The 21,312-nt window shown below is 42.6% G+C and carries 17 protein-coding genes and 1 tRNA gene; 10 read left to right on the top strand and 8 right to left on the bottom strand.

Annotation, left to right across the window (positions count from 1 at the left end; all coding sequences use genetic code 11):
• Positions 1 to 75: 75 nt before the first annotated feature.
• Both ACFG4S_RS30780 and ACFG4S_RS30775 read right to left on the bottom strand, forming a co-directional pair.
• Positions 76 to 4,662, bottom strand: a complete 4,587-nt coding sequence (locus ACFG4S_RS30780) for a PAS domain S-box protein (protein WP_392532675.1) — start codon at positions 4,660 to 4,662, stop codon at positions 76 to 78.
• Between the two features lies 1 nt (position 4,663).
• Complete coding sequence (locus ACFG4S_RS30775; protein ID WP_392532674.1) at positions 4,664 to 4,918, bottom strand: helix-turn-helix domain-containing protein; 255 nt, start codon at positions 4,916 to 4,918, stop codon at positions 4,664 to 4,666.
• Positions 4,919 to 5,609: 691 nt separating this feature from the next.
• Here ACFG4S_RS30775 and ACFG4S_RS30770 point away from each other — a divergent pair.
• From ACFG4S_RS30770 to ACFG4S_RS30760, 3 genes are all read left to right on the top strand, one after another.
• Positions 5,610 to 6,644: a 1-acyl-sn-glycerol-3-phosphate acyltransferase gene (locus ACFG4S_RS30770; protein WP_392532673.1), complete on the top strand. Its 1,035-nt coding sequence runs from the start codon at positions 5,610 to 5,612 to the stop codon at positions 6,642 to 6,644.
• A 169-nt stretch (positions 6,645 to 6,813) separates the two neighbouring features.
• Positions 6,814 to 7,326, top strand: coding sequence for an outer membrane beta-barrel protein (locus tag ACFG4S_RS30765; RefSeq protein WP_392532672.1), 513 nt, complete (start codon positions 6,814 to 6,816; stop codon positions 7,324 to 7,326).
• Between the two features lie 219 nt (positions 7,327 to 7,545).
• Positions 7,546 to 7,830 (top strand): hypothetical protein, encoded by a 285-nt coding sequence (locus ACFG4S_RS30760; protein ID WP_392532671.1) that lies wholly within the window; start codon positions 7,546 to 7,548, stop codon positions 7,828 to 7,830.
• Positions 7,831 to 7,845: 15 nt separating this feature from the next.
• Here the strand turns inward: ACFG4S_RS30760 and ACFG4S_RS30755 are convergent, their stop codons facing one another.
• Positions 7,846 to 8,763, bottom strand: a complete 918-nt coding sequence (locus ACFG4S_RS30755) for a rhodanese-related sulfurtransferase (protein ID WP_392532670.1) — start codon at positions 8,761 to 8,763, stop codon at positions 7,846 to 7,848.
• A 71-nt stretch (positions 8,764 to 8,834) separates the two neighbouring features.
• Between ACFG4S_RS30755 and ACFG4S_RS30750 the strand changes: the two genes are divergently transcribed.
• A tRNA-Ala gene (locus tag ACFG4S_RS30750) sits at positions 8,835 to 8,907 on the top strand.
• A gap of 292 nt (positions 8,908 to 9,199) precedes the next feature.
• On the opposite strand, the gene ACFG4S_RS30745 is transcribed toward ACFG4S_RS30750, so the two are convergent.
• Positions 9,200 to 10,075, bottom strand: a complete 876-nt coding sequence (locus ACFG4S_RS30745) for an MBL fold metallo-hydrolase (RefSeq protein WP_392532669.1) — start codon at positions 10,073 to 10,075, stop codon at positions 9,200 to 9,202.
• A 143-nt stretch (positions 10,076 to 10,218) separates the two neighbouring features.
• Between ACFG4S_RS30745 and ACFG4S_RS30740 the strand changes: the two genes are divergently transcribed.
• Positions 10,219 to 11,688 (top strand): GUN4 domain-containing protein, encoded by a 1,470-nt coding sequence (locus tag ACFG4S_RS30740; protein WP_392532668.1) that lies wholly within the window; start codon positions 10,219 to 10,221, stop codon positions 11,686 to 11,688.
• Positions 11,689 to 11,764: 76 nt separating this feature from the next.
• Entirely contained in the window at positions 11,765 to 11,899 is a 135-nt protein-coding gene (locus ACFG4S_RS30735) for a hypothetical protein (protein ID WP_392532667.1), read from the top strand.
• Between the two features lie 16 nt (positions 11,900 to 11,915).
• Here the strand turns inward: ACFG4S_RS30735 and ACFG4S_RS30730 are convergent, their stop codons facing one another.
• From ACFG4S_RS30730 to ACFG4S_RS30715, 4 genes are all read right to left on the bottom strand, one after another.
• Entirely contained in the window at positions 11,916 to 12,134 is a 219-nt protein-coding gene (locus ACFG4S_RS30730) for a type II toxin-antitoxin system HicA family toxin (RefSeq protein WP_392532666.1), read from the bottom strand.
• Entirely contained in the window at positions 12,134 to 12,376 is a 243-nt protein-coding gene (locus ACFG4S_RS30725; protein WP_392532665.1) for a type II toxin-antitoxin system HicB family antitoxin, read from the bottom strand. Before ACFG4S_RS30725 ends, ACFG4S_RS30730 begins: the two co-directional genes overlap by 1 nt.
• Positions 12,377 to 12,562: 186 nt before the next feature.
• Positions 12,563 to 13,516, bottom strand: a complete 954-nt coding sequence (locus ACFG4S_RS30720; RefSeq protein WP_392532664.1) for a heme o synthase — start codon at positions 13,514 to 13,516, stop codon at positions 12,563 to 12,565.
• Positions 13,517 to 13,755: 239 nt separating this feature from the next.
• Positions 13,756 to 14,694, bottom strand: a complete 939-nt coding sequence (locus ACFG4S_RS30715; RefSeq protein ID WP_392532663.1) for a heme A synthase — start codon at positions 14,692 to 14,694, stop codon at positions 13,756 to 13,758.
• 492 nt (positions 14,695 to 15,186) lie between these two features.
• Between ACFG4S_RS30715 and ACFG4S_RS30710 the strand changes: the two genes are divergently transcribed.
• The 4 genes from ACFG4S_RS30710 (at position 15,187) to ACFG4S_RS30695 (ending at position 21,164) form a co-directional block, all read left to right on the top strand.
• Entirely contained in the window at positions 15,187 to 16,275 is a 1,089-nt protein-coding gene (locus ACFG4S_RS30710; RefSeq protein ID WP_392532662.1) for a cytochrome c oxidase subunit II, read from the top strand.
• Between the two features lie 167 nt (positions 16,276 to 16,442).
• A complete protein-coding gene (gene ctaD, locus ACFG4S_RS30705; RefSeq protein ID WP_392532661.1) occupies positions 16,443 to 18,179 on the top strand; it encodes a cytochrome c oxidase subunit I in 1,737 nt (578 codons plus the stop codon).
• A 156-nt stretch (positions 18,180 to 18,335) separates the two neighbouring features.
• On the top strand, positions 18,336 to 18,962 hold the full coding sequence (locus ACFG4S_RS30700; protein ID WP_392532660.1) for a heme-copper oxidase subunit III: 627 nt from the start codon (positions 18,336 to 18,338) through the stop codon (positions 18,960 to 18,962).
• 1,032 nt (positions 18,963 to 19,994) lie between these two features.
• Positions 19,995 to 21,164: a protein kinase gene (locus ACFG4S_RS30695; RefSeq protein ID WP_392532659.1), complete on the top strand. Its 1,170-nt coding sequence runs from the start codon at positions 19,995 to 19,997 to the stop codon at positions 21,162 to 21,164.
• Positions 21,165 to 21,312 lie beyond the last annotated feature (148 nt).

Here is a 21,312-nt window from a genome sequence, read left to right as displayed (position 1 = left end):
TATTAATGAGGTCTAAAACGACCTAGCAGTAGACCTACATCTATAAAAGATATCATAATCGGGTAATCCTTGTCATTAAAATCTCTGTGCGTCTCCGTGTCCCTGCGTTAGCCCTAATGATAAGTCTTCAACCGGATATGATATGAGGTTCGCGATCGCTCGAATTAATTTCGCTGGCTCTACTGGTTTGGTGACATGCTGCCCAAATCCAGCAGCAATTGCTTGTTGATAATCAACTTCACCAGCATACGCGGTTAAGGCGATGGCCGGAATTTCCCCTCCCTGTTCTGGTGACATAGCTCTGATTTGACGCATCAACATATAGCCGTCTACTTCTGGCATTCCAATGTCACTTAACAGCAGATTTGGCTGGAAATGAGGCATAACTTTTAGTGCTTCTACAGCCGATGCTACCTGGGTTACGACTGCGCCGGATTGCTCCAAAATAAAAGCAATCAACTCTCGTGTATCACGCTCATCATCTACCAGCAGAACTTTCAAGCCATTGAAATCAGGCGAATCATCAGATTGTCTGTCAACCCGGTGGCTATTTAAATCGATCTTCATCAGCGGTAGCTTGACTGTAAACGTTGCTCCTTGTTCTTCGCCCAAACTTTCGGCTTTCACTGTGCCGCCATGTAGCTCTATGATATGGCGAACAATCGCTAATCCTAACCCCAGCCCACCAAATTTTCTGGTAGTTGCGCCGTCAGCTTGTCGGAAGTAGTCAAAAACATACGGTAAAAAGTCGGAATTAATTCCCTTACCTGTATCACGTACTTGCAGGTGAACCTGAGAATCAACAGACTTTAAACTGATTTCTACTTCTCCACCTTGGGGTGTAAACTTAATGGCATTAGAAAGCAGATTCCAGATAACTTGTTGTAAGCGGACTAAATCACCTGCTACTAGGAATTTGGGATTTTGACAGAACTCTGAGCTAAGGCTTGCCGGGAGTGGAACTTTAGAGATTGGGAATTTTAGATTGTCCGATTCTAAATTATCTAAAATCGCCAATTCCAAATTGATAGATTTAGCTTGGGCGGCTAAACGCACGGTTTCTGTGGCTGTGGCGATCGCAGTTACTAAATTCACAGGCCCAATATTCAGGCTCAGTTTACCTTGTAAAATCCGAGAGACATCCAGCAAATCTTCAATTAATTGGGTTTGGAGTTTGGCATTACGCTCAATTGTTTCGAGAGCGCGAGTAGTGGTTGCTTCGTCATACTTTTTAGTTTGCAGTAACTTCGACCATCCCAAAATCGGATTTAAGGGCGTGCGAAGTTCGTGGGAAAGAACCGCCAAAAATTCATCTTTGATCCGGTTAGCTTGAATCAATTCTTCTTTCCGTCGCTGTAACGAAGCCATTAACTGGGTTCGTTCCAGAGCAACCGCTACCTGATCTGAGGTTGCTTGTAAAAGAGCAGTTTCCTCTGGAGTGAAGTGGGTACGGGTGCGGCTGCCAAAGGCTAGTACACCTAACAGTTTTCCTTGAGCAATTAAGGGTTGACCGGCATAGGCTGTAATGTTCAAAGCACTGAGAATATGGGCATTTGGATGGGTTGAGTGCGCCACATCGTTAACAACAATTTGATGTCGTTCTTGTGCCACCTGTCCGCACATTCCTTGATTCAATTCTAGATATTCAATTGCTTCAAATACTTCTTCGGTGATGCCATTCCAACCGACTAAGCGAAGTTTCTGTTTATTTTCGTGTGTCTCGATGAGATATTGGAAGTAAAAATGCAAATCCATCTGCGCCGAGAGTTTATGAAACAAACTGTTCATTAAATCCAACGGGCGCTCGGTTGAGAGCAAATCGCTAGCTGTTTCCGAAAGTAACTTGAGTCGTTCGCTGCGTTCTTGCAAAGCTTTTTCTGCTTGCTGACGTTCCCGGAGAGCGCGTTCGCGTTCGGTAATATCAACTGCAACTCCTCCCACTAGGCATTCCCCAGACGCATCTGCGATCGGAAAGTTGTATACCAAAAATTCGCCAAGGGTGCCATCTGTGCGTGGTGCAGACTCGATCGCTTCTACGACTTGATTCGTCTTTGCTACCATTTCAATATTATCGAGGAATCGCTGAGCAATTTCCCGCGGGTATAGCTCAAAAATATTTTTATTAATGGCGTTGTTTGTGGTTAAATCAAATGTGCGGAAATAAGTTGGACTGAGATAAAGCACACGCCCCGTCACATCTGTAATCCATGCTGCGGCCGGACTGTTGTGCATAAAAGTCTGGAAGCGCTCTTCACTTTGGTGCAACGCTTTTTCTATTTGCTGGCGATCGCGGAGTGCAGCTTGCTGTTCGCTAATATCAAGAATAAATGCGACTAATTTGTGCCGAGATTCTCCTAACAAAGAGTAGCCAACTACAATTGGCACGCGAGAATCGTCTTTGCGAATATATTCTTTCTCATAAGGAATACAGGCTCCCTTGGCTTTAGCCTCGGCAATAGCCAATTCATCTAAATAAAGATACTCTGGTGGCGTGATATCACTCCAGCGGAGTCCACCTGTTTGGACATCTTCTTGGGTGTAGCCGACAATTCGCAGAAACTCGTCATTGGCTTCACTAATGCCACCTTCCACATCCCCAAAGAGAATGCCAACTACATTTGCTTCAACAAAACTCCTCAACCGCTCTTCACTAGCTTGAACTGCGGCTTCTGCTTGCTTGCGAGCGGTGATATTCATCATGCTCACTAATACGCTGTCAAATTTAGCATTTGAGGGTGGAAACGTAATTGTAAACAAAATGTTGAGATGCTCTCCCTGAAGAGTTTTGAGAATTGTTTCCGATTCCAAGTAGGTTTCCCCATCAGTAATTGCCAGGAGTTTTTCCACAAACATCTCTAAACTTTCTGGCACAAATATTTGTTCAAGGGAAGTCAGAAGCTGATTTTTTTCTTGAGCGCCAAACATTCTTACAGCCGCATTATTCACATTGACAATTTTCACCATGCCAACTGCCTGTTGAATAAAGTCTGGGTGTTCGGCAAAAAAGGTGCGAAAATTTTCGATTCCTTGCGCTTTTAAATCATCAAGTACTACTTTAACAAGGGAAAAATCTTGTTCAAAAATCGACACCCCTGTGGCTTCAAAGATATAACGGTACTTCCTTTCCTGTTCTTGTAATGCTTCTTCGATCTGTTTACGTTCGCTGATATCTGTAGTGCTGCCAACTACCCGGAGGGGATTACCATCGGCGTCTCGCTGCACGACTATCCCTTGATCTAGAACATAGATGTACTGATTATCCTGCTTGCGAACTCGATACTCAGCAGTATAGCGATCGCCATTTGCCCAGGCAACTCGGCCATCATCTTCTACACGTTGCAAATCTTCTGGATGAACAAGCTCACGCCACCAATTACCATTTTTCTCGGCAATATCGAGGGGATAGCCTAAAATTCGGGTTAACCCTTCGGTTCTTTCCACGATATCCTGCTTGATATCCCAGTCATAGATCAGACAATTGACAGCAGCAGCAGCTAACTCGAAACGCTCGTTAGCTAACTTCAGGCGTTCTTCTTGATCTCGCAAGGTTTGTTCTACTTGTTTGCGATCGCTGATATCACGAAAGAAAATGTCAAGCCCATCTGCACAAGGATAAGCGTGAATCTCTAGCCACACATCATACTGGAGTGGTAAGTAGTAGTGATGCTCAAAGTAGACGGGAATTTGTTCTCTCATCGCCCGTCGGTATTGATACTCTACATTTGTACCTACTGATGCCGGCCATTCTTCCCACTGGGACTTCCCAATGACTTCTGTGCGGGATTTACCATTAATTCGCTCTGCTTCGGCATTTTGGTAAATGATTCGCCAGTCTTGGTCTAAACTGACAAATGCATCACTCATGTTTTCTAGGGTGCGTGTAATCCGTTCATTGGCTTGCTGTAATGCCGCTTCTGTCTGTTTCCGTTCGCTCAAGTCAACAACAAAGCCAATAACTGTTTCTTCAGTCTCTTCTAGGAGGACAGAACCAAGCACAACAGGAACGCGAGAACCATCTTTGCAGATGTATTCTTTCTCAAAAGGTTTACAAACTCCCGTAGTTCTAAGTTCCTTCACTGAACGCTCACTTACAACAAGATACTCAGGTGCAGTAATCTCTCGCCAGTCTATTCGTTTAGCGGACAAATCTTCTCGCGTGTAGCCAACCATCTTGAGAAAGGCATCATTGGCTTCGATGATACAGCCTTTGAGATCGCTCACAATCACTCCGATGATATTTGATTCTGTGAGTTGGCTAAAGCGCATTTCGCTATTTTGCAACAACTTCAAGCTTGACTCTGCTTTGCGTCTAGCAGTTTGTAATTCTGAGAAGAGTGCAGTAATTAATAAAGACACTAGTGAGAAGGTGCTTAATCGGATCAAAATTCTCAGACTAACCATCTCGAAGGTGTAGACTGGCTCAATTAAAAAGTAGAAGGCAACTATAGCAGATAAAGCGATGGCCACCACACCCACCTCCATCCCACCACACCAGGCACTAACTGCCACGGCGGCATAAAAAAAGGTAAACACACTGGGATCGAATACTGGCAGTAGCGATCGCGCCAGTAGCAAAGCCGCTACTACTGCTAAAATCATCACACCATAATTTCGTAAACGCGATCGCATCATCAAAAATTTTTCGGATATTTTCACCATCATTTTAAGAGTCCTCCCTCTGCTCACCTTTTGAGAGATACTCGCTTAGTTGTCTTTTCCCTGATTCACCCATCTTCTGTAACATTTCTTCAATTAGCTTTAGTGCCATCTGCGAAGGCACTGTAGATCCGTTTTCCCAGCGATTGACTGTCCGCAGGGAGACTCCTAACCTCGCTGCAAACTTTTCCTGAGACAGATGCAGTTGCTGGCGAAGTGCGCGGATTAAATCGGCAATCTTTAGCGGCTTTCCTAGTTCCATAGTCAGCAGATTAAGACACGTGTCGCGTCATTTGTCTCCAGCTTGAGGAAGAATTAGAAAAATCATTAGTTATCAGCGATCAATTATTAATTCCGTCTTTTGGTCAAACACTAACTAATATCAGTTATTACAAGTTCACTGATTTAATTGTTCGCTGTTTTCAAGTATTGCCAGAAAAATTTATTGAAAGCAAACGCCTGTGGCAGGTTTCTATAAAATAAACATTAATTTTTCTGGGATTTGTGATGTTGCAATAGTATTATTTAAGGTTATTTAATTTATTTTACGATATTAACCACCGCCAAAAATGCAGTGCTATTACGTTGTAAAACATCGCAATCGGTTTTGATTTCCTTGAAGATTAATTATTGTAGAGACGGCAATTTATCGCGTCTCTCTAACATCGCAGTTAGACGGGATAAATCGCGTCTCTACATGAGAGCTTTCTGGCTAGATCCCAAGTTTTGTGTACACCATAGCCTTAGAAACGGGAGGCGTAGAAGGTTTGTTGAACAGCTGTTTAATCTGAAATTGACACCAATGAACATTGTTGTGTCCCTACCTATGTACCTCATTTACCTGAAAAACGCTCTATGTAGTTATTCTTCCTTCTAGAGTAAGATGCCAATAGCAAAGCTTTAAAGCTATAATAGATTGCTAAGTAAATTGTTGGCTTATTATTACTGCTATTTTGATTAATCAAAAATCGGAAAATCTTCTAAATACTCAACTGGAAAAATTACCAGGTCAAGGGTACAGATTTAGTTGGTTTGATTGGTTTTGTCTTTGGTATCCTCCAGGCTGGCTGATTTTATTCAACCGCCACTGGCAAAACTATCACACCGATCCAGATGGTTGGAATTGGCCAGAATATGGATTATTTTTAATTCCTGGCGGATTTTATCTAGCAATGCTGAGCCGTTGGTTGCGTCTCGGTTGTCGTTCACCACGCCAAGAAGTTGGTGAATTCGATCCTAACTATCAACAAGCTTTTCGGGAAGAAATTCTTAGCCCCATAGTTAAATATTATTTTCGGGGAGAATTGCAGCAAATTGAAAACTTGCCGCAAACAGGCTCATTAATTGTAGCAATGAATCACGCAGGGATGTGTTTTCCTTGGGACTTTTTGACCTTGGGTTATTTATTAAGTGAAGCTAAAGGTTGGCGACTACAACCTTTAGCAAGTCGAGCATTATTTGAGCATCCTTGGGTGATTTGGTGGTTACCACCGAAATGGTCACAGGTTTTAGGTGGTGTCCGAGCAGAATTAAATGATTTTGAGGGGGCGATCGCTCAAGGTAAAATTCTTTTATATGCACCCGAAGGTATACGTGGACTTGAGAAAGGTTGGAGAAAACGCTATCAACTGCAAAAGTTTGATGTCAGCTTTATTCAGTTAAGCGATCGCTATCATGTTCCCATTCTCCCAGTAGTTTGCATCGGTAGTGAATTTCTGCATCCTTGGGCTGTTAATTTAAGCAAATTGCAACGACTAGTCAAATTACCATTCTTGCCTTTATCGCCTTTGATGTTTCTCTTACTTCTGTTTCCCTCGATGGGAATTTGGGCAATGAGAACTCGTCTGCGTTACTTTATTCAGCCTCTAGAACCAGCAGAATTAGACACTCACTCCAAGAAAGAGCGTGCAGTAGCTTATCAACAAGCGCAACAATTACGAGAGAAACTGCAACTTCAAATTAATCAGTTTTTACGTAAATCTGAATAGTACAAGCTAAAATTTATCGATATTTGAATATTTGAGTTAGTACACCCAAGTGGGTGAATAATAATTCAGCCTCTTGGGTGAGCCAGCTGTACGAGGTTACATTTTGTAAAAAAAGAGATTCTAGTACTAGAGAACATTGATTTTACTTAATTCTAGTGAGAAGAATTCTATGAAACTTACAAAATTAGCTGCTTCCGCATTTGTCGTTGCTTCTATTATCCTTTCAGGTGGTATTGCTTCTGCTCAAACAGCAGGTACTAACAGTAATTACATTGGTGCTGGTATTGCGGCTGGTGCAACCAGTGGCGGACAAGGAAACGATGAAGCACAACTTGGTGGAAATGTTCAAGGACGCTACGCCGTTCCTAAGACACCTTTTTCAGTGCGGGGTTCTGTGCTATACGATGGTGATTCTGCTGCCATTATGCCCATAGTCACTTACGACGCACCCATCGCCAAAGACACTAATCTTTATGTCGGTGGTGGTTATTCTTTTGTAACTGATGAAGGTCAAAACAGCCCATTAGGTAATCGAAATGCACCTGTAGTCACCCTTGGACTGGAATCAGAAGTTAGCAAAAATGTCATCGCCTATGGTGATGCAAAATGGGGTATTGACGCCTACAGAAACAGTGATGCTGATGCTGTCAGCTTCCAAGCTGGATTGGGCTATCGCTTCTAATGATTACAAGCTAGATAACAGCTGATAATGATGTATTCTAGCCGCGATCGCGTACCCGCCCACGATTTATTCTGTCACATCTGAGTTTACACACTTGGATGTGACCCATTTTTTAATCATTTTTATTTATTGTTTTGAGAAAAAATGGTATTGGCTATTATTTATAGTTTCTCTTAAAGTGAAACTATAAATTTTTAATGCTTGTATTAGAGACTACTTATGGATAAGATTAATCCCATTCCGAAAGGAGTTGGTGAAACAACTGATGTAGAATCTTGGCTAATTCGGTCAGGACTAAGATTTTCAGACTTAGGTAACGATACTGCCAGTAGAGCCATCCGTAAGCAATGGCGAGAGTACCAAGCCGCAGTTCAAAGATGCTGTGCAGTTCTACACCTACCACCATCACAAGTTCAACTAGCCGGCGACTATGCCAACCTGAGAATACCTGGTGAAGGAGAGGGATGGACAGGCAAAGGAGAAAAATTAATAAATAACCAATGACAAATGCCCAATGTATTACCTAACATCTCGATTTTTGTAATTAGCAAGTTGCGTTTGATAATGTCGCCATTTTTGCTGCTGACGCGCTCTTTTCTCATCAGTTAGGCTATCGAAACAATAGACACAGGAGATACCTAGCTCATACTTGGGAGAGATTTTATCTTCTTCAGAAATGGGACACCCACAACTGAAGCAACGCTCAGAGCTTCCTTTCTCCAACCCATGACTTACAGCTACCCGTTCATCAAAAACAAAACATTCTCCTTCCCATAAACTTTCTTGTGCTGGAACTTCTTCCAAATATTTGAGAATGCCACCTTTGAGATGATAGACTTCTGCAAAGCCTTGGGCAAGCATAAAGGATGAAGCTTTTTCACAACGAATGCCGCCTGTACAAAACAGAGCAACCTTTTTGTGTTTCCTTGGATCAAGGTGCTGGCGCACATAATCAGGAAATTCCCGGAATGACTCAGTTTGGGGATTTTCTGCCCCTTGGAAAGTACCAATATTCACCTCATAATCATTACGGGTGTCAATCAAAGTTACTTCTGGATCGGATATTAAATCATTCCATTCCTGAGGAGTGACATAAGTGCCGACTCGTTCATTTGGGTCAATTTCCGGCAACCCTAAAGTGACAATTTCTGCCTTCAAGCGCACCTTCATCCGCTCAAAAGGTGGAGTTTTGGTATAGGATTCTTTATGTTCTAGGTCTGCTAGACGAGGGTCGGAACGCAGAAAGCAGAGTACAGAATCGATGGCATGACGCGAACCGACAAGTGTACCGTTAATTCCTTCTTCTGCCAGCAAAATTGTTCCCTTGACACCTTGCGCTTGACAGTAAGACAACAGAGGATCTCGTTTCTCGGCAAAATCTGGCAGTTTAACAAATTTATACAGTGCTGCGACAACTTGAATATTTTCTGGCTTCATCCCTTTAGTAATCGAAAAATATAAGTTATAATAACGAGGTGAAACAAAGTTACTTGCTATTTTTATTTTACGGGGGTTTAGCTCAGTTGGTAGAGCGCCTGCTTTGCAAGCAGGATGTCAGCGGTTCGAGTCCGCTAACCTCCATTACTTAGACCAAAGCTAATATTTTACTTCACCTCCAACGCAGACATGATGCTAGGACGCAGCGACGCCGAGAATGGCAGACGCGGGGATGGAATTAGAATGATTCTTAGCTTACCAGTTTCAATCTATAGAATTCCGAGTCTATTGGGTGTGGTCAGGTAGGGAGTCACATCATGTTCGCTTTAAGACTGATCGTCAGGGCTGACACCTAGAGATTTTAATGACAAGTGATTACCCATTTTTTATCGAGACTTTAACCTGACACCCAAATCAGCAACTCTCAGCAGCAAATCTACTTCAAAGATTCCATCAAATCAATACACTTTTGCATTTGTTGACCGATGATTTCCCTATCAGCATGAAACCTGCGGCCATGACCTGGTAGCACCCACTCAAAAGAGTAATTAGCCAAATTATGCATTGATTTAGTCTGTTCTGACCAAGAATACCAGCAGAAACCGTGGAATGCAGCCAGTTGGTGTAATCTTTCTGACCAAGCGAGATGGTCGCCAGTGAAAAGAAACTTGTTTTTATAAAGTAAAACTGTGTGTCCTTTGGTATGACCCGGAACTGGGATAATTAATAAATCCTCAGTCAAAGTAAATGTTTCGGAACCAGTTAGCTGTATTTCCACATTGCGAGTATCCGCAGAAACATCATCAGCGTGGAGAATGCGATCGCACTGAAAATGCTCGGCAAACTTTTGATGATCTGCGACATCATCCTTGTGAGTTAAATACATATAACGAATTCCCCCCATCTCTTCTAAACGCTTCACTAAAGGCGGCGTAAATCGGGGAGAATCCACCAAAATGTTACCTTCTGGAAGTTGAATAAAATAGCTAGCAGCACCGTAAGATTTCTCAGAATGATACCCGCAGTGATAAATATTTTCGGCTACTAATATTGGAAAACTTTGTTGAGCAACTTTGATATCTTTTGGTTTTTCAACTGTGCCAATAGAACTAGTAGGACAAGCTAAAAGTGCTTCTAGTGCTGCTAATCTTTCAGTCTCGTTCGTTGGTTGATGATAAACTGCCGACTGTTCATCAACACGAGAAAACACTTCCGGAGTCATCCAGCGACAGGTATCACAATCAATACAAGTAGTATCTACATAAAAATCGCCGTTGACATTTTGGGAGCGACGCTGATTTAAATGAGCCATATTAAAACCTCGTTCTGGGGAGTGTTAAACCCTATATGACTACGTTAGCAAAAGTAAATTGAAACTGTAGACGCCACTAGAAGTAAATCTACTCAAAAACAGAGAGTGATGAAATCCACTAAGCAGAAAATGGGAAAACTAACATGGCACTATCTACCGATCAATTTCCAAATATGCTTTACTGTTCCAATCCCAACTGCTCAAATCCCTTTAATCCTGATGACAATAAGTTTTGCATTAAGTGTGGGGAAACACTCACACTATTATTCAGAAATCGCTTCCGGGTAATACGACTTTTGGGTGATGGCGGATTTAGTAGAACTTATGAAGCCAGAGATGCAGACAAAATAGATGAACCTTGTGTAATTAAGCAATTTGTCCCGCAAGTTCAAGGAACGACTGCACTTGAGAAAGCTACAGAGTTATTTAAGCAAGAAGCAAAGCGACTATATGACTTAGGTGAACATCCACAAATTCCCCGCCTAATTGCTTATTTTGAACAAGATAAGCGCCTGTATTTGGTGCAAGAGTTGATTGAGGGGCAGAATTTATTACAAGAATTACAGCAGCAGGGAGCCTTTAGTGAAGAAAAGATCAAACAGCTTTTGGCTGATATATTGCCTATCCTGAAGTTCATTCATGAACGCGGTGTGATCCACCGGGATATCAAACCAGAAAATATTATGCGTCGGCAGCAGGATGGCAAGTTAATATTAATTGATTTTGGTGTTTCTAAACAGATGAATGTAACTGTTTTAGGTGTTGGAACAACAGTTGGAACACCTGGATATGCACCAATCGAACAAATGCGCGGTCAAGTTTTCCCTGCAAGCGACCTTTATAGTTTGGGCGTAACTTGTATTCGGCTAATGACTCAGTGTTTTCCAAAAACAGGTGCTTCTAATGAACTTTATGATGCGTTCAGGGGTTGCTGGATTTGGAGAAAATACTTACCACAAGGTATAAGTATTACTTCTCAACTGGGGCAAATTTTAGATAAGTTAATTCAGGATTATGTGAAGGAACGCTATCAATCTGTTGATGAGGTAATAAAAAATTTTAATCCGATAATTTATGCATCGTCTACATCCAGATATGGAAAATATATAAAAACTAATACATCTAACCAACAAAATTATCGTATGCTCGCGCAGTTAGATTACAAAAAACTGGAGAACTTATTAAGACAACAAAGATGGAGAGATGCTGATGAAGAAACTATGGCTCTCTTTCTCAAAGTATATGGTCGAGAAATAGATAAGTGGTTTGACTTAGGATATATTAGCAGATTCCACCATCAGCTAATACACACAACAAACAACCTCTGGGTCGATTACAGCTATGGAAAATTTGGATTCACTGTACAGAGGTTAATTTGGGATAGCATTGGGGGAAAATCTTCTAATAGCTATCAAATCTGGTGTGATTTTGGTAATAGCGTGGGATGGTGTATGAAAAGTTATTGGAAAAACTATAGTGACCTTGACTTCACTTTATCAGCACCTAAAGGACATCTACCAAGTGGAATTTTTATGTTATGTCAGGGGTTTAGTAATTGGACTTCTAGATTTTCTTGTCTAATTTCGCAACTCGAAAAATGTAATATTAAGTAAAATTTAGTAGTTTACATCCCAGAGGATTAGCTATGAAATGGCGCGTGATTCTTGAATCAGACCTAGAAACAGGCGATTGGGCTATATTTTAGCAGGAGAAACTGAAGAAGAAGCTTTGGAAAATATTAAAGAAGGAATTCAATTGTATTTACAGCCAGAATCAATTAAGTTAGCTCCTAGTGCGATCGCACTAGAGATTATTGTCTCATGAGCGATCACGCATAAATTTATAACGCCTCCCATTCATCTCTGCTTATATTACCTTGACGTAATATTCTATTTAGTAAGTTTGGACTGATGTCTCCTTGATGGAGATTGGGAATTGTCAGCTTTAATTCACCTTTTACCATGTATTGATGCTTACCACCTGGGTAACGCCCATCAAAACCTAGATCTTTCAGGTAACGAATCAGATCCCGCCGATTAATCGATCCAAAGGGTGGCATTAGGCAACCTCTTTGGTGAAATTCAGGTCAACACCATCGAGTATGGGTAGAGTATGACCCAAACGCAATCCTAAAATAATCCATCCTTCAAGAGCATCTTGCAATTCCTCCCGGCAAGCTTCTAGTGTTGCAGCGTTTGCCCAGACTCCTTGACATTCTGGAATTTCGCCATAAAAAGTTCCTTCCTCAAGCAACTCATAAGTTGCTTTGTGCATTGCTGTACGAATGTAATTTATCAACATTTATTTTTTTTTACAACTTTATTTAGCTTTTTAATTAATTTGGTTATAAGTAAAATTTTACTTGCGTAGGCGTAGCCCGTCGTAGACATCGCAAACAAATACGAGAAACTCTAATTATGTATAATTTAAATTTCTGAAAATGCGATCGCGCCATTCTACCAACGCGATCGCTAAATTGTACATCCCCTAACTCATAAAATGCAGTTTACCGATCGCTGCACTAATTAGATTATGGGTGATGGGAAGACTATCAACTACCATTCCCAGGCACAACAGCATCATGTAGGAAATGGAATAGAGAAACAACTCTTTCGCTACAGCGCGATCCTCTGGATTTCGCAACAACCGCCAAGACTTGTGGATAAATAATCCTCCCAGACTTAGGGCGATCGCACCATAAAGAATTCCACTTGCGCCCAAAGGATAAACCAATAACACGGTTGCAAATACTGTCACCAGTGTATAATACCAAATCTGCCGTACTGTTGCTGTGTCACCTTCAATTACAGGTAGCATTGGTATCCCCACTTTTGCGTAATCATCCCGAATCATGAGAGCTAAAGCCCAGAAATGGGGCGGTGTCCACAAAAAGACGATGGCAAAAATTAACCACGCTGACCAGCTTAATGTACCTGTGACAGCAGCCCAACCCACCAAAGCCGGAATTGCTCCAGCCGCCCCACCAACAACGATATTTTGGGTGGTGTGGCGTTTGAGCCAGTGGGTATAGACCAAAATATAAAAGACGATGCCAGAGAAGGCTAATAGAGCGGCTAATAGGTTGGCAAATACTGCTAAGAGTGTAAAGGAAATTGTCGCTAGGGCGATCGCAAAAATGAGAGCATCGCGTGGCTGCACCTTACCGGAAGGCATCGGACGATGGCGCGTCCGCTCCATGTCATAATCAATATCGCGATCGTAGATACAGTTAATTGTCTGGGCACTTGCAGCAGCCAAGGTGCCACCAGTCAGAGTTACGAGTAACAGCAATGGATCTACTTGTCCCTTAGCGGCAATCCACATACTGCCAGCTGTGGTAATCAAAAGCAACGGAATAATCCGAGGCTTAGTTAGCTGGTAGTAACTTTGAATTACTTGGAGAAAAGTTTCGTGGTGGCGAGAGACATTAGTCTCAATCATGTTGGCTCTGGTTCCTTATTTTTCAACAAATTATATGCAGCCCCCGGTCAAGTGAGCAGAGGAGCAGAGGGGCAGGGGGGCAGGGAGGGGGGCAGAGGGGCAGAGGAAGCAGGGAGGGGGGCAGAGGGGCAGAGGAAGCAGGGGGGAAATAAGTTTTAACTCAGCACAGGCTAAACGCCCCGCTACCGCTAACAGCACTCAGCACTGTTTTACCCCATGCCCAATGTCCTACTCAGCACTCAGCACTCGTGACTCAGCACTTGCGATTCAGCACTCACTGAATCACGCAGTGATAAAACTGTGAAAGCCACTAAAGTACCGAGCAAAGCAGCTCCTACAGCTTGGTGAGAGACGGTGAGAGGCTCAACTTGGAGATGTAATTTGAAAGTGGCGAGTCCCAACAAAATTTGTAATGTCAACAAAGCAGCAGCCATATTTGCCAGTCGCCGCAAGGCTGGATGTAGTGCTGGTGTCCGCCAACTGATAAATACCATTGCCAAGGTTGCCACGGTTGGCGGCACCAAACCAGCAATATGACTGTACATTACAGTACAAAGTTGAGAATCGCCGAAGCATTGGTGTACCGCCCAGCGAGATCCGACTAAAGCACCCAAGATACTTTGGAAATAAACCAAAACAGCAGCAGTTAAACCTATCCAAGGCAACTTACCAACAGTTCCAGTTCCCTGATAGGGTGTGAGGGCTGTGCCGATGATCAGGAGGGTGGTGAAAAACAATAGCGCCGTTCCCAAATGGGCGGTAACAATATCAAACCGCAACAGTTCGGTGACGGTGAGTCCGCCTAAAACGCCTTGAAAGACGATTAAAAACAGGGCGAATGTAGATGCCCAAGGCAGCCAGGTGGGTAAAGACTGGCGACGCCACCAGGATAAACCACAAAGGGCGATCGCGCTGACACCGATTAAAGCTGCATCTAATCTGTGAAACCACTCTAAGAATACCTGGAAGTTCATTTGCTTGGCTGGCACCAGTTCGCCATAACACAAAGGCCAGTCTGGGCAAGCAAGCCCAGCATTCATCACGCGGGTGGCAGAGCCGATTGCCATCAAAATCAAAGTGGCTATGCACATTTTCCACACCAAGCGACGAATCATTTCTTTGGGCTTTTGCTGCTCAACTGCCGCTTCATTTTGTTGTTGTAGGACAATTTCGTTCATGAACAGTACCTTCCGCCCGGTCTTGGTGGATCTCTAATAGATTCTTAATTTTCAATACTCACCTATCTTCACCCTAGCGTATAGGCTAAGGGTTTATAGATTGGCACTCACTTATACTTTGAATCACTCCAGCTAGGTTTTGCTGAAGCTTTAGTTATTTTTCAAGATGTCAGAAATTGATTACTAGCAGTTAATTTAACCATCCTAAATTTTTCCTTAAATTTTTTCACTGATTTTAGGAGGAGGCAGGAGGCAAAAGGAGAAAGAATTACTGAACAATAAATAACCCTCTTTCCTCCCCTGCTTTCCCTACCTCCCCTACCTCCCCTGCTCTCCCGCTCCTTGCCAATAGTCACCTTGTACTCAAAATTAGTAAAATAGTTAAAAAAATTAATGAAAATTTCAGACCTTTGGATTCCATGTCTTACAGCCTAGACTACCTTAGTAAGTGAGCAGGTTTGAGATAACGTAGTAAATTCAATTAAGTAAGCCGTGAAGATTCCAAATTCAATCTGGACATTACTCATTGGCATCGTACTAACTCTAGCCAGCATTTGGTACGGTCAAAATCACGGTCTGTTGCCAGCAGCAGCAACTGATGAAGCCGTCTTAGTCGATGGTCTTTTCAATGCGATGATGATCGTTTCTACAGGTATATTTCTGATAGTCGAAGGTGTTTTAATTTACTCTGCATTTAAATACCGTCGGCGCGCAGGTGACAATGAAGACGGGCCACCAGTTGAGGGCAATATACCTCTAGAAATCCTCTGGACGGCGATCCCAGCAATTATCGTTATCGGCATTTCTGTTTACAGTTTTGATGTGTACAACGAAATCGGTGGCTTCGATCCCCATGCCATTCATGAAGCCCCGATTAGTCAGCAGTCGATGAAAATGCATGGGCATGGAAGTGCGATCGCGGCAACTTTGAGCGATACTCCTCCTAGCACCGAACCTAACCTCAATCAAGAAAAATCTGATGAGGCGATGCAAGACCCAGCTACCGCAGCAGTTCGCAATGCTGACCAAATCCCCCAAAAGCAGAATGCTCCAGGTGTTGGTATCGTTGCTCCTACCATTGGGGGAAGTCCCGATAGAGCAGGAAAACCCCCGGCATTGCGAGTCAACGTCACTGGTCTACAGTATGCCTGGATTTTCACCTATCCCGAAACTGGGATAACTACAGGTGAAATGCACGTCCCCATCGGGCGAGAAGTGGACATCAACATGACAGCCAATGATGTCATCCACGCCTTTTGGGTGCCAGAGTTCCGCCTGAAACAAGATGCGATCCCCGGTAGGCAAAGTCAGATTCGCTTTACGCCGAAAACAGCAGGTGATTATGTTCTAATCTGTGCTGAACTTTGTGGCCCCTACCACGGCGCGATGAGAGCATCTGTAATAGTTGAGTCACCAGAAGCATTTGAGAAATGGCAACAAGAGCAGTTAGTTGCTAGCAAAGAAACTCTAAATAGAGCCGTTGCAGTTAACCCTGCCAATCTCTCCCCAAATGAATTTCTTGCCCCTTACACCAAGAACATGGGAATTAAGCCAGAAATCCTCCATCAAGTTCACCATTAGTCAACCAATTTTGGATTTTGGATTGCCGATTTTAGATTGACAATTTCAGATTTATTCCGCCAAGGGTACGGCATGAAGCAATAAAAATCTAAAATCTAAAATCTAAAATTCTTAGTCAAGAGTCTACCTCAAAACTAATAACTCAGCACTCGGCACTCAGCACTCTCATGACACAAGCTCAGTTGCAAGAAAATGCCAATATCCCCGCCCTGCTTGAGGAACCGGGGATCAGAAAATGGCAGGACTTCTTTGGTTTTCAGACCGATCATAAGGTGATTGGGATTCAATACCTAGTCACTTCGTTTATTTTCTACTGTATTGGCGGCGTCATGGCTGACTTGGTTCGCACAGAACTGCGAACCCCAGAAGTCGATTTTGTCACGCCAGAAGTTTACAACAGTTTATTCACGCTCCACGCCACAATCATGATTTTCTTGTGGATCGTGCCAGCCGGAGCCGGATTTGCTAATTATCTAATTCCCCTGATGATTGGGGCAAAAGATATGGCATTCCCTCGGCTGAATGCTGTTGCTTTTTGGATGATTCCCCCTGCGGGTGTGTTACTCATCGCTAGTTTAGTGGTGGGTGATGCACCGGATGCAGGTTGGACTTCTTACCCTCCCCTGAGTTTGGTAACAGGTCAAGTTGGTGAAGGCATCTGGATTATGAGTGTCTTGCTGCTAGGTACGTCCTCAATTTTGGGGTCGATAAATTTCCTGGTGACATTGCTGAAGATGCGTGTTCCCAGCATGGACATACACAAAATGCCTTTGTTTTGCTGGGCGATGTTCGCCACTTCGTCACTAGTTTTGGTATCAACCCCAGTATTAGCAGCAGGTCTGATTCTGCTTTCTTTTGACTTAATTGCTGGGACGACATTTTTTAACCCAACTGGTGGCGGCGACCCGGTAGTTTACCAGCACATGTTCTGGTTTTACTCCCATCCGGCGGTATACATCATGATTTTGCCCTTTTTTGGCGCAATTTCCGAAATTATTCCGATTCATTCCCGCAAGCCGATTTTTGGTTATAAAGCGATCGCCTACTCATCTCTGGCTATCAGCTTTTTAGGGCTAATCGTCTGGGCACACCACATGTTTACCAGTGGTATCCCCGGCTGGCTGCGGATGTTTTTTATGATCACCACCATGATCATTGCCGTACCCACAGGAATTAAAATTTTCAGTTGGTTAGCAACCATGTGGGGTGGAAAAATCCAACTCAACAGTGCGATGTTATTCGCCATTGGCTTTGTTGGCACTTTTGTAATTGGCGGGATCAGTGGCGTCATGTTGGCAGCAGTGCCTTTTGATATTCACGTCCACGACACATATTTTGTCGTTGCACACTTGCACTATGTACTGTTTGGTGGTAGTGTTCTGGGGATTTTTGCTGCCATCTATCACTGGTTCCCGAAAATGACGGGACGGATGGTGAACGAATTTTGGGGTAAGGTTCATTTTGCCTTGACAATTGTTGGTTTAAACATGACCTTCTTACCCATGCATAAGCTAGGGTTAATGGGCATGAACCGCCGGATTGCTCAATATGACCCCAAATTCACGACACTGAACGAAATCTGCACGTATGGTTCTTACATACTGGCAATTTCGACATTCCCCTTCATTTTCAATGCGATTTGGAGTTGGTTGTACGGAGAGAAAGCTGGTAATAATCCCTGGAGAGCATTAACCTTAGAGTGGATGACTACCTCACCACCAGCGATCGAAAATTTTGAGGGAACCCCAGTACTGGCTACAGGCCCCTACGATTACGGCTTGGAAAAAGCTAAAGAAGGTGTACCCTTATACGATCCCAATCCAATCTTGTCTGGTGGTCCAAACTCCGTTTTAAGAGCAGAACCCGATCCAGCGGTTGCTGCTAATCCCGAAGACAGGAAATAATGGGACTGGGGACTAGGGATTAGGGACTGGGAACTGATGACTGGTGACTAGGGAATAAATTCAAATATACCCAATACCCAATACCCAGTCCCCAATACCCAGTCCCCAATACCCAGTCCCCACTCCCCAATCCCCACTCTACAATTATCAAAATTCATGCAAAGTCAAACAATTGACCCAGCTAAAACTGAACTAAATCATCACCACGCAGTGGAAGCAACACTTGGTCATCATGAAGAACACCCAGATCATCGCTTGTTTGGGCTGTTTGTCTTCCTAATTGCTGAAGGGATGATTTTTATGGGGTTGTTCGGAGCCTACTTGGCTTTCCGTGCTACCTTACCAGCGTGGCCTCCAGCAGGCACCCCAGAATTAGAATTATTGTTACCCGGTGTTAATACCATCAATCTAATTTCTAGTAGTTTTGTCATGCACAATGCTGACACTGCTATTAAAAAGAACGATGCGCGAGGTGCGCGAATCTGGTTAGCAATTACTGCTGCAATGGGTGCTATTTTCTTGGCAGGACAAGTATATGAATATACTCATCTAGAATTTGGTTTAACTACGAATTTATTTGCCAGTGCATTTTACGTTTTGACTGGTTTCCACGGATTGCACGTTACTATCGGCGTTATAGCGATTCTTGCTGTGTTGTGGCGATCGCGCGTACCCGGTCACTACAGTAATGAAAAACACTTTGGTATCGAAGCTGCGGAAATTTACTGGCATTTTGTTGATGTAATTTGGATTATTTTGTTCGGATTGATATATCTACTGTGAGTATTAATTATTAGTTGTTCACTCCACGCGGACAACTTAACAAGCCTCCCTTTGGGGGGCTTTTTTAATAGTATTTTACGTAATTTACTGTTCAGAGCGTTATTAAAGTTGCTTCAGGTGGTCCAGTGAAGGCCTGATTCATAGTTTAGGCGATCGCGTCGGTCTGTCCGATTAATTTTGACGGGTTTGTAGTGAGCGATGTATCGCTCAATTTTAAGCACTGAAGTGCTTACTATAAACTTTTATAACCCTTCAAAACTTTTGCGACAGACTAGTAGTCTGCCAACCCAAAATTGCTAGGTTTGGACTAGGAAAAGGGGACTGGGGTTGGGGGAAGGAATTAAAACCTTTTCCCTTTTTCCCTTTTCCCCTTACCCTTTACCCCGCCAAGTTTCCTTGGCGAACTACTAGTAATAGTCTGTACCATTAATTTTGAGGATTAAGAGAACGAACCATAAACGACGCAAAGAGGGCAAAGGAAGAAAAATTAAGCATGAGTTCACCTCTAGTAACTAATGGGACAGACCACTAGTAATTATTAATGTTTGACAACTAAGTTGTAAACTGCTCTACTTTAGACTAGTGTTAAATTTACTTAAGTGCTAAAATTATTCATAATTTAAAAAATTAAAATACCTACGAAAATAGGTAATCAACGAATTAAGCGGTTAATCATAAAACTGCTCTAAAGCATATGAAGTGTGGGAAAATCCCTGTCTATAAATCAATACGGTTCAGTAAAGGTTAAAACTTTTTGTCAAAGTTATTTTTTTAACGAACCGCGTACTCGTCTAAAGAAGCAAGCCACGCACAGCGTATCGCAGAGAAAGACTCCTTCGCAAAGTGTCTCGAACATAAGTAAGAAATGCTTAACTTAACTGTATTGGTCTATAAATACCAAGAAATCTAGGGGTAGTTATTCACAAATTCACCCCACCTCTGAATGGTCAGCAAATAGCAGGTAGTATACGCCACATGAGCCAGAACCCTCTCATTAGAAAAACATTCAGGAGTAGCTTTGAGACTGTTAAAGTGCTGGAAAGCGCAAAACCTGGTAGAAACTACTTGGTAGCAACTGCAAGAAGTAATAGATATCAGCAGTCTGTTGTCAGAAAAATACTTCGTAATCGCTTTGAGGTGATCAAACAATTAGGAAGCGGAGGATCTGGGGATACCTACTTAGCTATAGACCTAGATTTACCAGGACGTCCCCATTGTGTTGTCAAACATTTCCACCCAAAAGATCCTAATCCTACTGTTGGTGCGATCGCGAAAAAACTATTTGCTCGGGAAGCAGAAGTTTTATACCAGCTGGGTAACGACCACGATCAAATTCCTAGATTGTTTGCCCATTTTGATGAAGATGGGGATTTCTACTTAGTCCAAGAATATATTGATGGTCATGCCTTAACTCAAGAAATTATCCCAGGTCAACGTCTGACCGAAAATACAGTCTTGAAGTTATTAAAAGACATCTTGGAAGTGTTAGTCTTCGTTCATCAACACAATATTATTCACCGAGATATTAAGCCCCAAAATTTAATGCGGCGGTACTCTGATGGCAAGATTGTGTTAATTGACTTTGGCAGCATAAAGAAAATTGGTGCTTTAGGAGCCAGTTTAACAGTGATTGTTGGAACTCCTGGTTATATGCCCAGCGAACAGGCAAAGGGAAAGCCAAAACTTTCTAGCGATATCTATGCACTAGGTATGATTGGTATTCAAGCTCTTACAGGCTTAATACCTGAGCAACTACAAGAAGACCCCACAACCGGAGAAGTTATGTGGCGTCATCAGGCAGAAGTAAGTGACGCTTTTGCAGATATTTTAGACACAATGGTTTGCGATCGCTGTAGTCAACGTTACCAGTCTGCCGCAGAAGCTTTGGCAGCGCTTAATTCAGATATAGCGTGGTCACAGTCATCAAAATCTGCTGGGATCAACCAAAACAGTGTTGATAACTGTTGGCTAAGTTATAGAAACTTTATTTTGTTTCTCGGAATAGGGCTTGGTGCTGCTACCAGTTTGATAGTACTAATTTTAATCTATACATTTATTAATACAAATACATCGATTCCCAACCAGCCTAGTCAATTAAAAAGTCTCATCAGAAAATTTATTGATGATTCGCAGTTAACTAGTATCAATACTTTAGCAGTCAAAAACGATTCTCTAAAAGCAACTAAGCTGTTACGCATTTAATTTGTACATTTACCTGATGACTGGTGACTGAAAACCTGTCAACAGTCAACTATCATCAAGAGTGTTTATATACTTTAGACGCGCATCAGCTTACACTATTGCCAACTTTACCAAAGAACAAATTAAATTTCACTATATAAGAAGAAAC

This window comes from Nostoc sp. C117 (genome assembly GCF_043099735.1).
Classification (GTDB): domain Bacteria; phylum Cyanobacteriota; class Cyanobacteriia; order Cyanobacteriales; family Nostocaceae; genus Nostoc.
The sequence above is the reverse complement of the archived record's forward strand: the minus strand, read 5'-3'. Positions and strand labels throughout refer to the sequence as shown.

Excerpts from the sequence above, each read along its gene's own strand:
- ACFG4S_RS30780 (WP_392532675.1), bottom strand. The coding sequence starts at position 4,662 with ATGATGGTGAAAATATCCGAAAAATTTTTGATGATGCGATCGCGTTTA.
- ACFG4S_RS30775 (WP_392532674.1), bottom strand. The coding sequence starts at position 4,918 with ATGGAACTAGGAAAGCCGCTAAAGATTGCCGATTTAATCCGCGCACTT.
- ACFG4S_RS30765 (WP_392532672.1), top strand. The coding sequence starts at position 6,814 with ATGAAACTTACAAAATTAGCTGCTTCCGCATTTGTCGTTGCTTCTATT.
- ACFG4S_RS30760 (WP_392532671.1), top strand. The coding sequence starts at position 7,546 with ATGGATAAGATTAATCCCATTCCGAAAGGAGTTGGTGAAACAACTGAT.
- ACFG4S_RS30755 (WP_392532670.1), bottom strand. The coding sequence starts at position 8,763 with ATGAAGCCAGAAAATATTCAAGTTGTCGCAGCACTGTATAAATTTGTT.
- ACFG4S_RS30745 (WP_392532669.1), bottom strand. The coding sequence starts at position 10,075 with ATGGCTCATTTAAATCAGCGTCGCTCCCAAAATGTCAACGGCGATTTT.
- ACFG4S_RS30740 (WP_392532668.1), top strand. The coding sequence starts at position 10,219 with ATGGCACTATCTACCGATCAATTTCCAAATATGCTTTACTGTTCCAAT.
- ACFG4S_RS30730 (WP_392532666.1), bottom strand. The coding sequence starts at position 12,134 with ATGCCACCCTTTGGATCGATTAATCGGCGGGATCTGATTCGTTACCTG.
- ACFG4S_RS30725 (WP_392532665.1), bottom strand. The coding sequence starts at position 12,376 with ATGTTGATAAATTACATTCGTACAGCAATGCACAAAGCAACTTATGAG.
- ACFG4S_RS30720 (WP_392532664.1), bottom strand. The coding sequence starts at position 13,516 with ATGATTGAGACTAATGTCTCTCGCCACCACGAAACTTTTCTCCAAGTA.
- ACFG4S_RS30715 (WP_392532663.1), bottom strand. The coding sequence starts at position 14,694 with ATGAACGAAATTGTCCTACAACAACAAAATGAAGCGGCAGTTGAGCAG.
- ctaD (WP_392532661.1), top strand. The coding sequence starts at position 16,443 with ATGACACAAGCTCAGTTGCAAGAAAATGCCAATATCCCCGCCCTGCTT.
- ACFG4S_RS30700 (WP_392532660.1), top strand. The coding sequence starts at position 18,336 with ATGCAAAGTCAAACAATTGACCCAGCTAAAACTGAACTAAATCATCAC.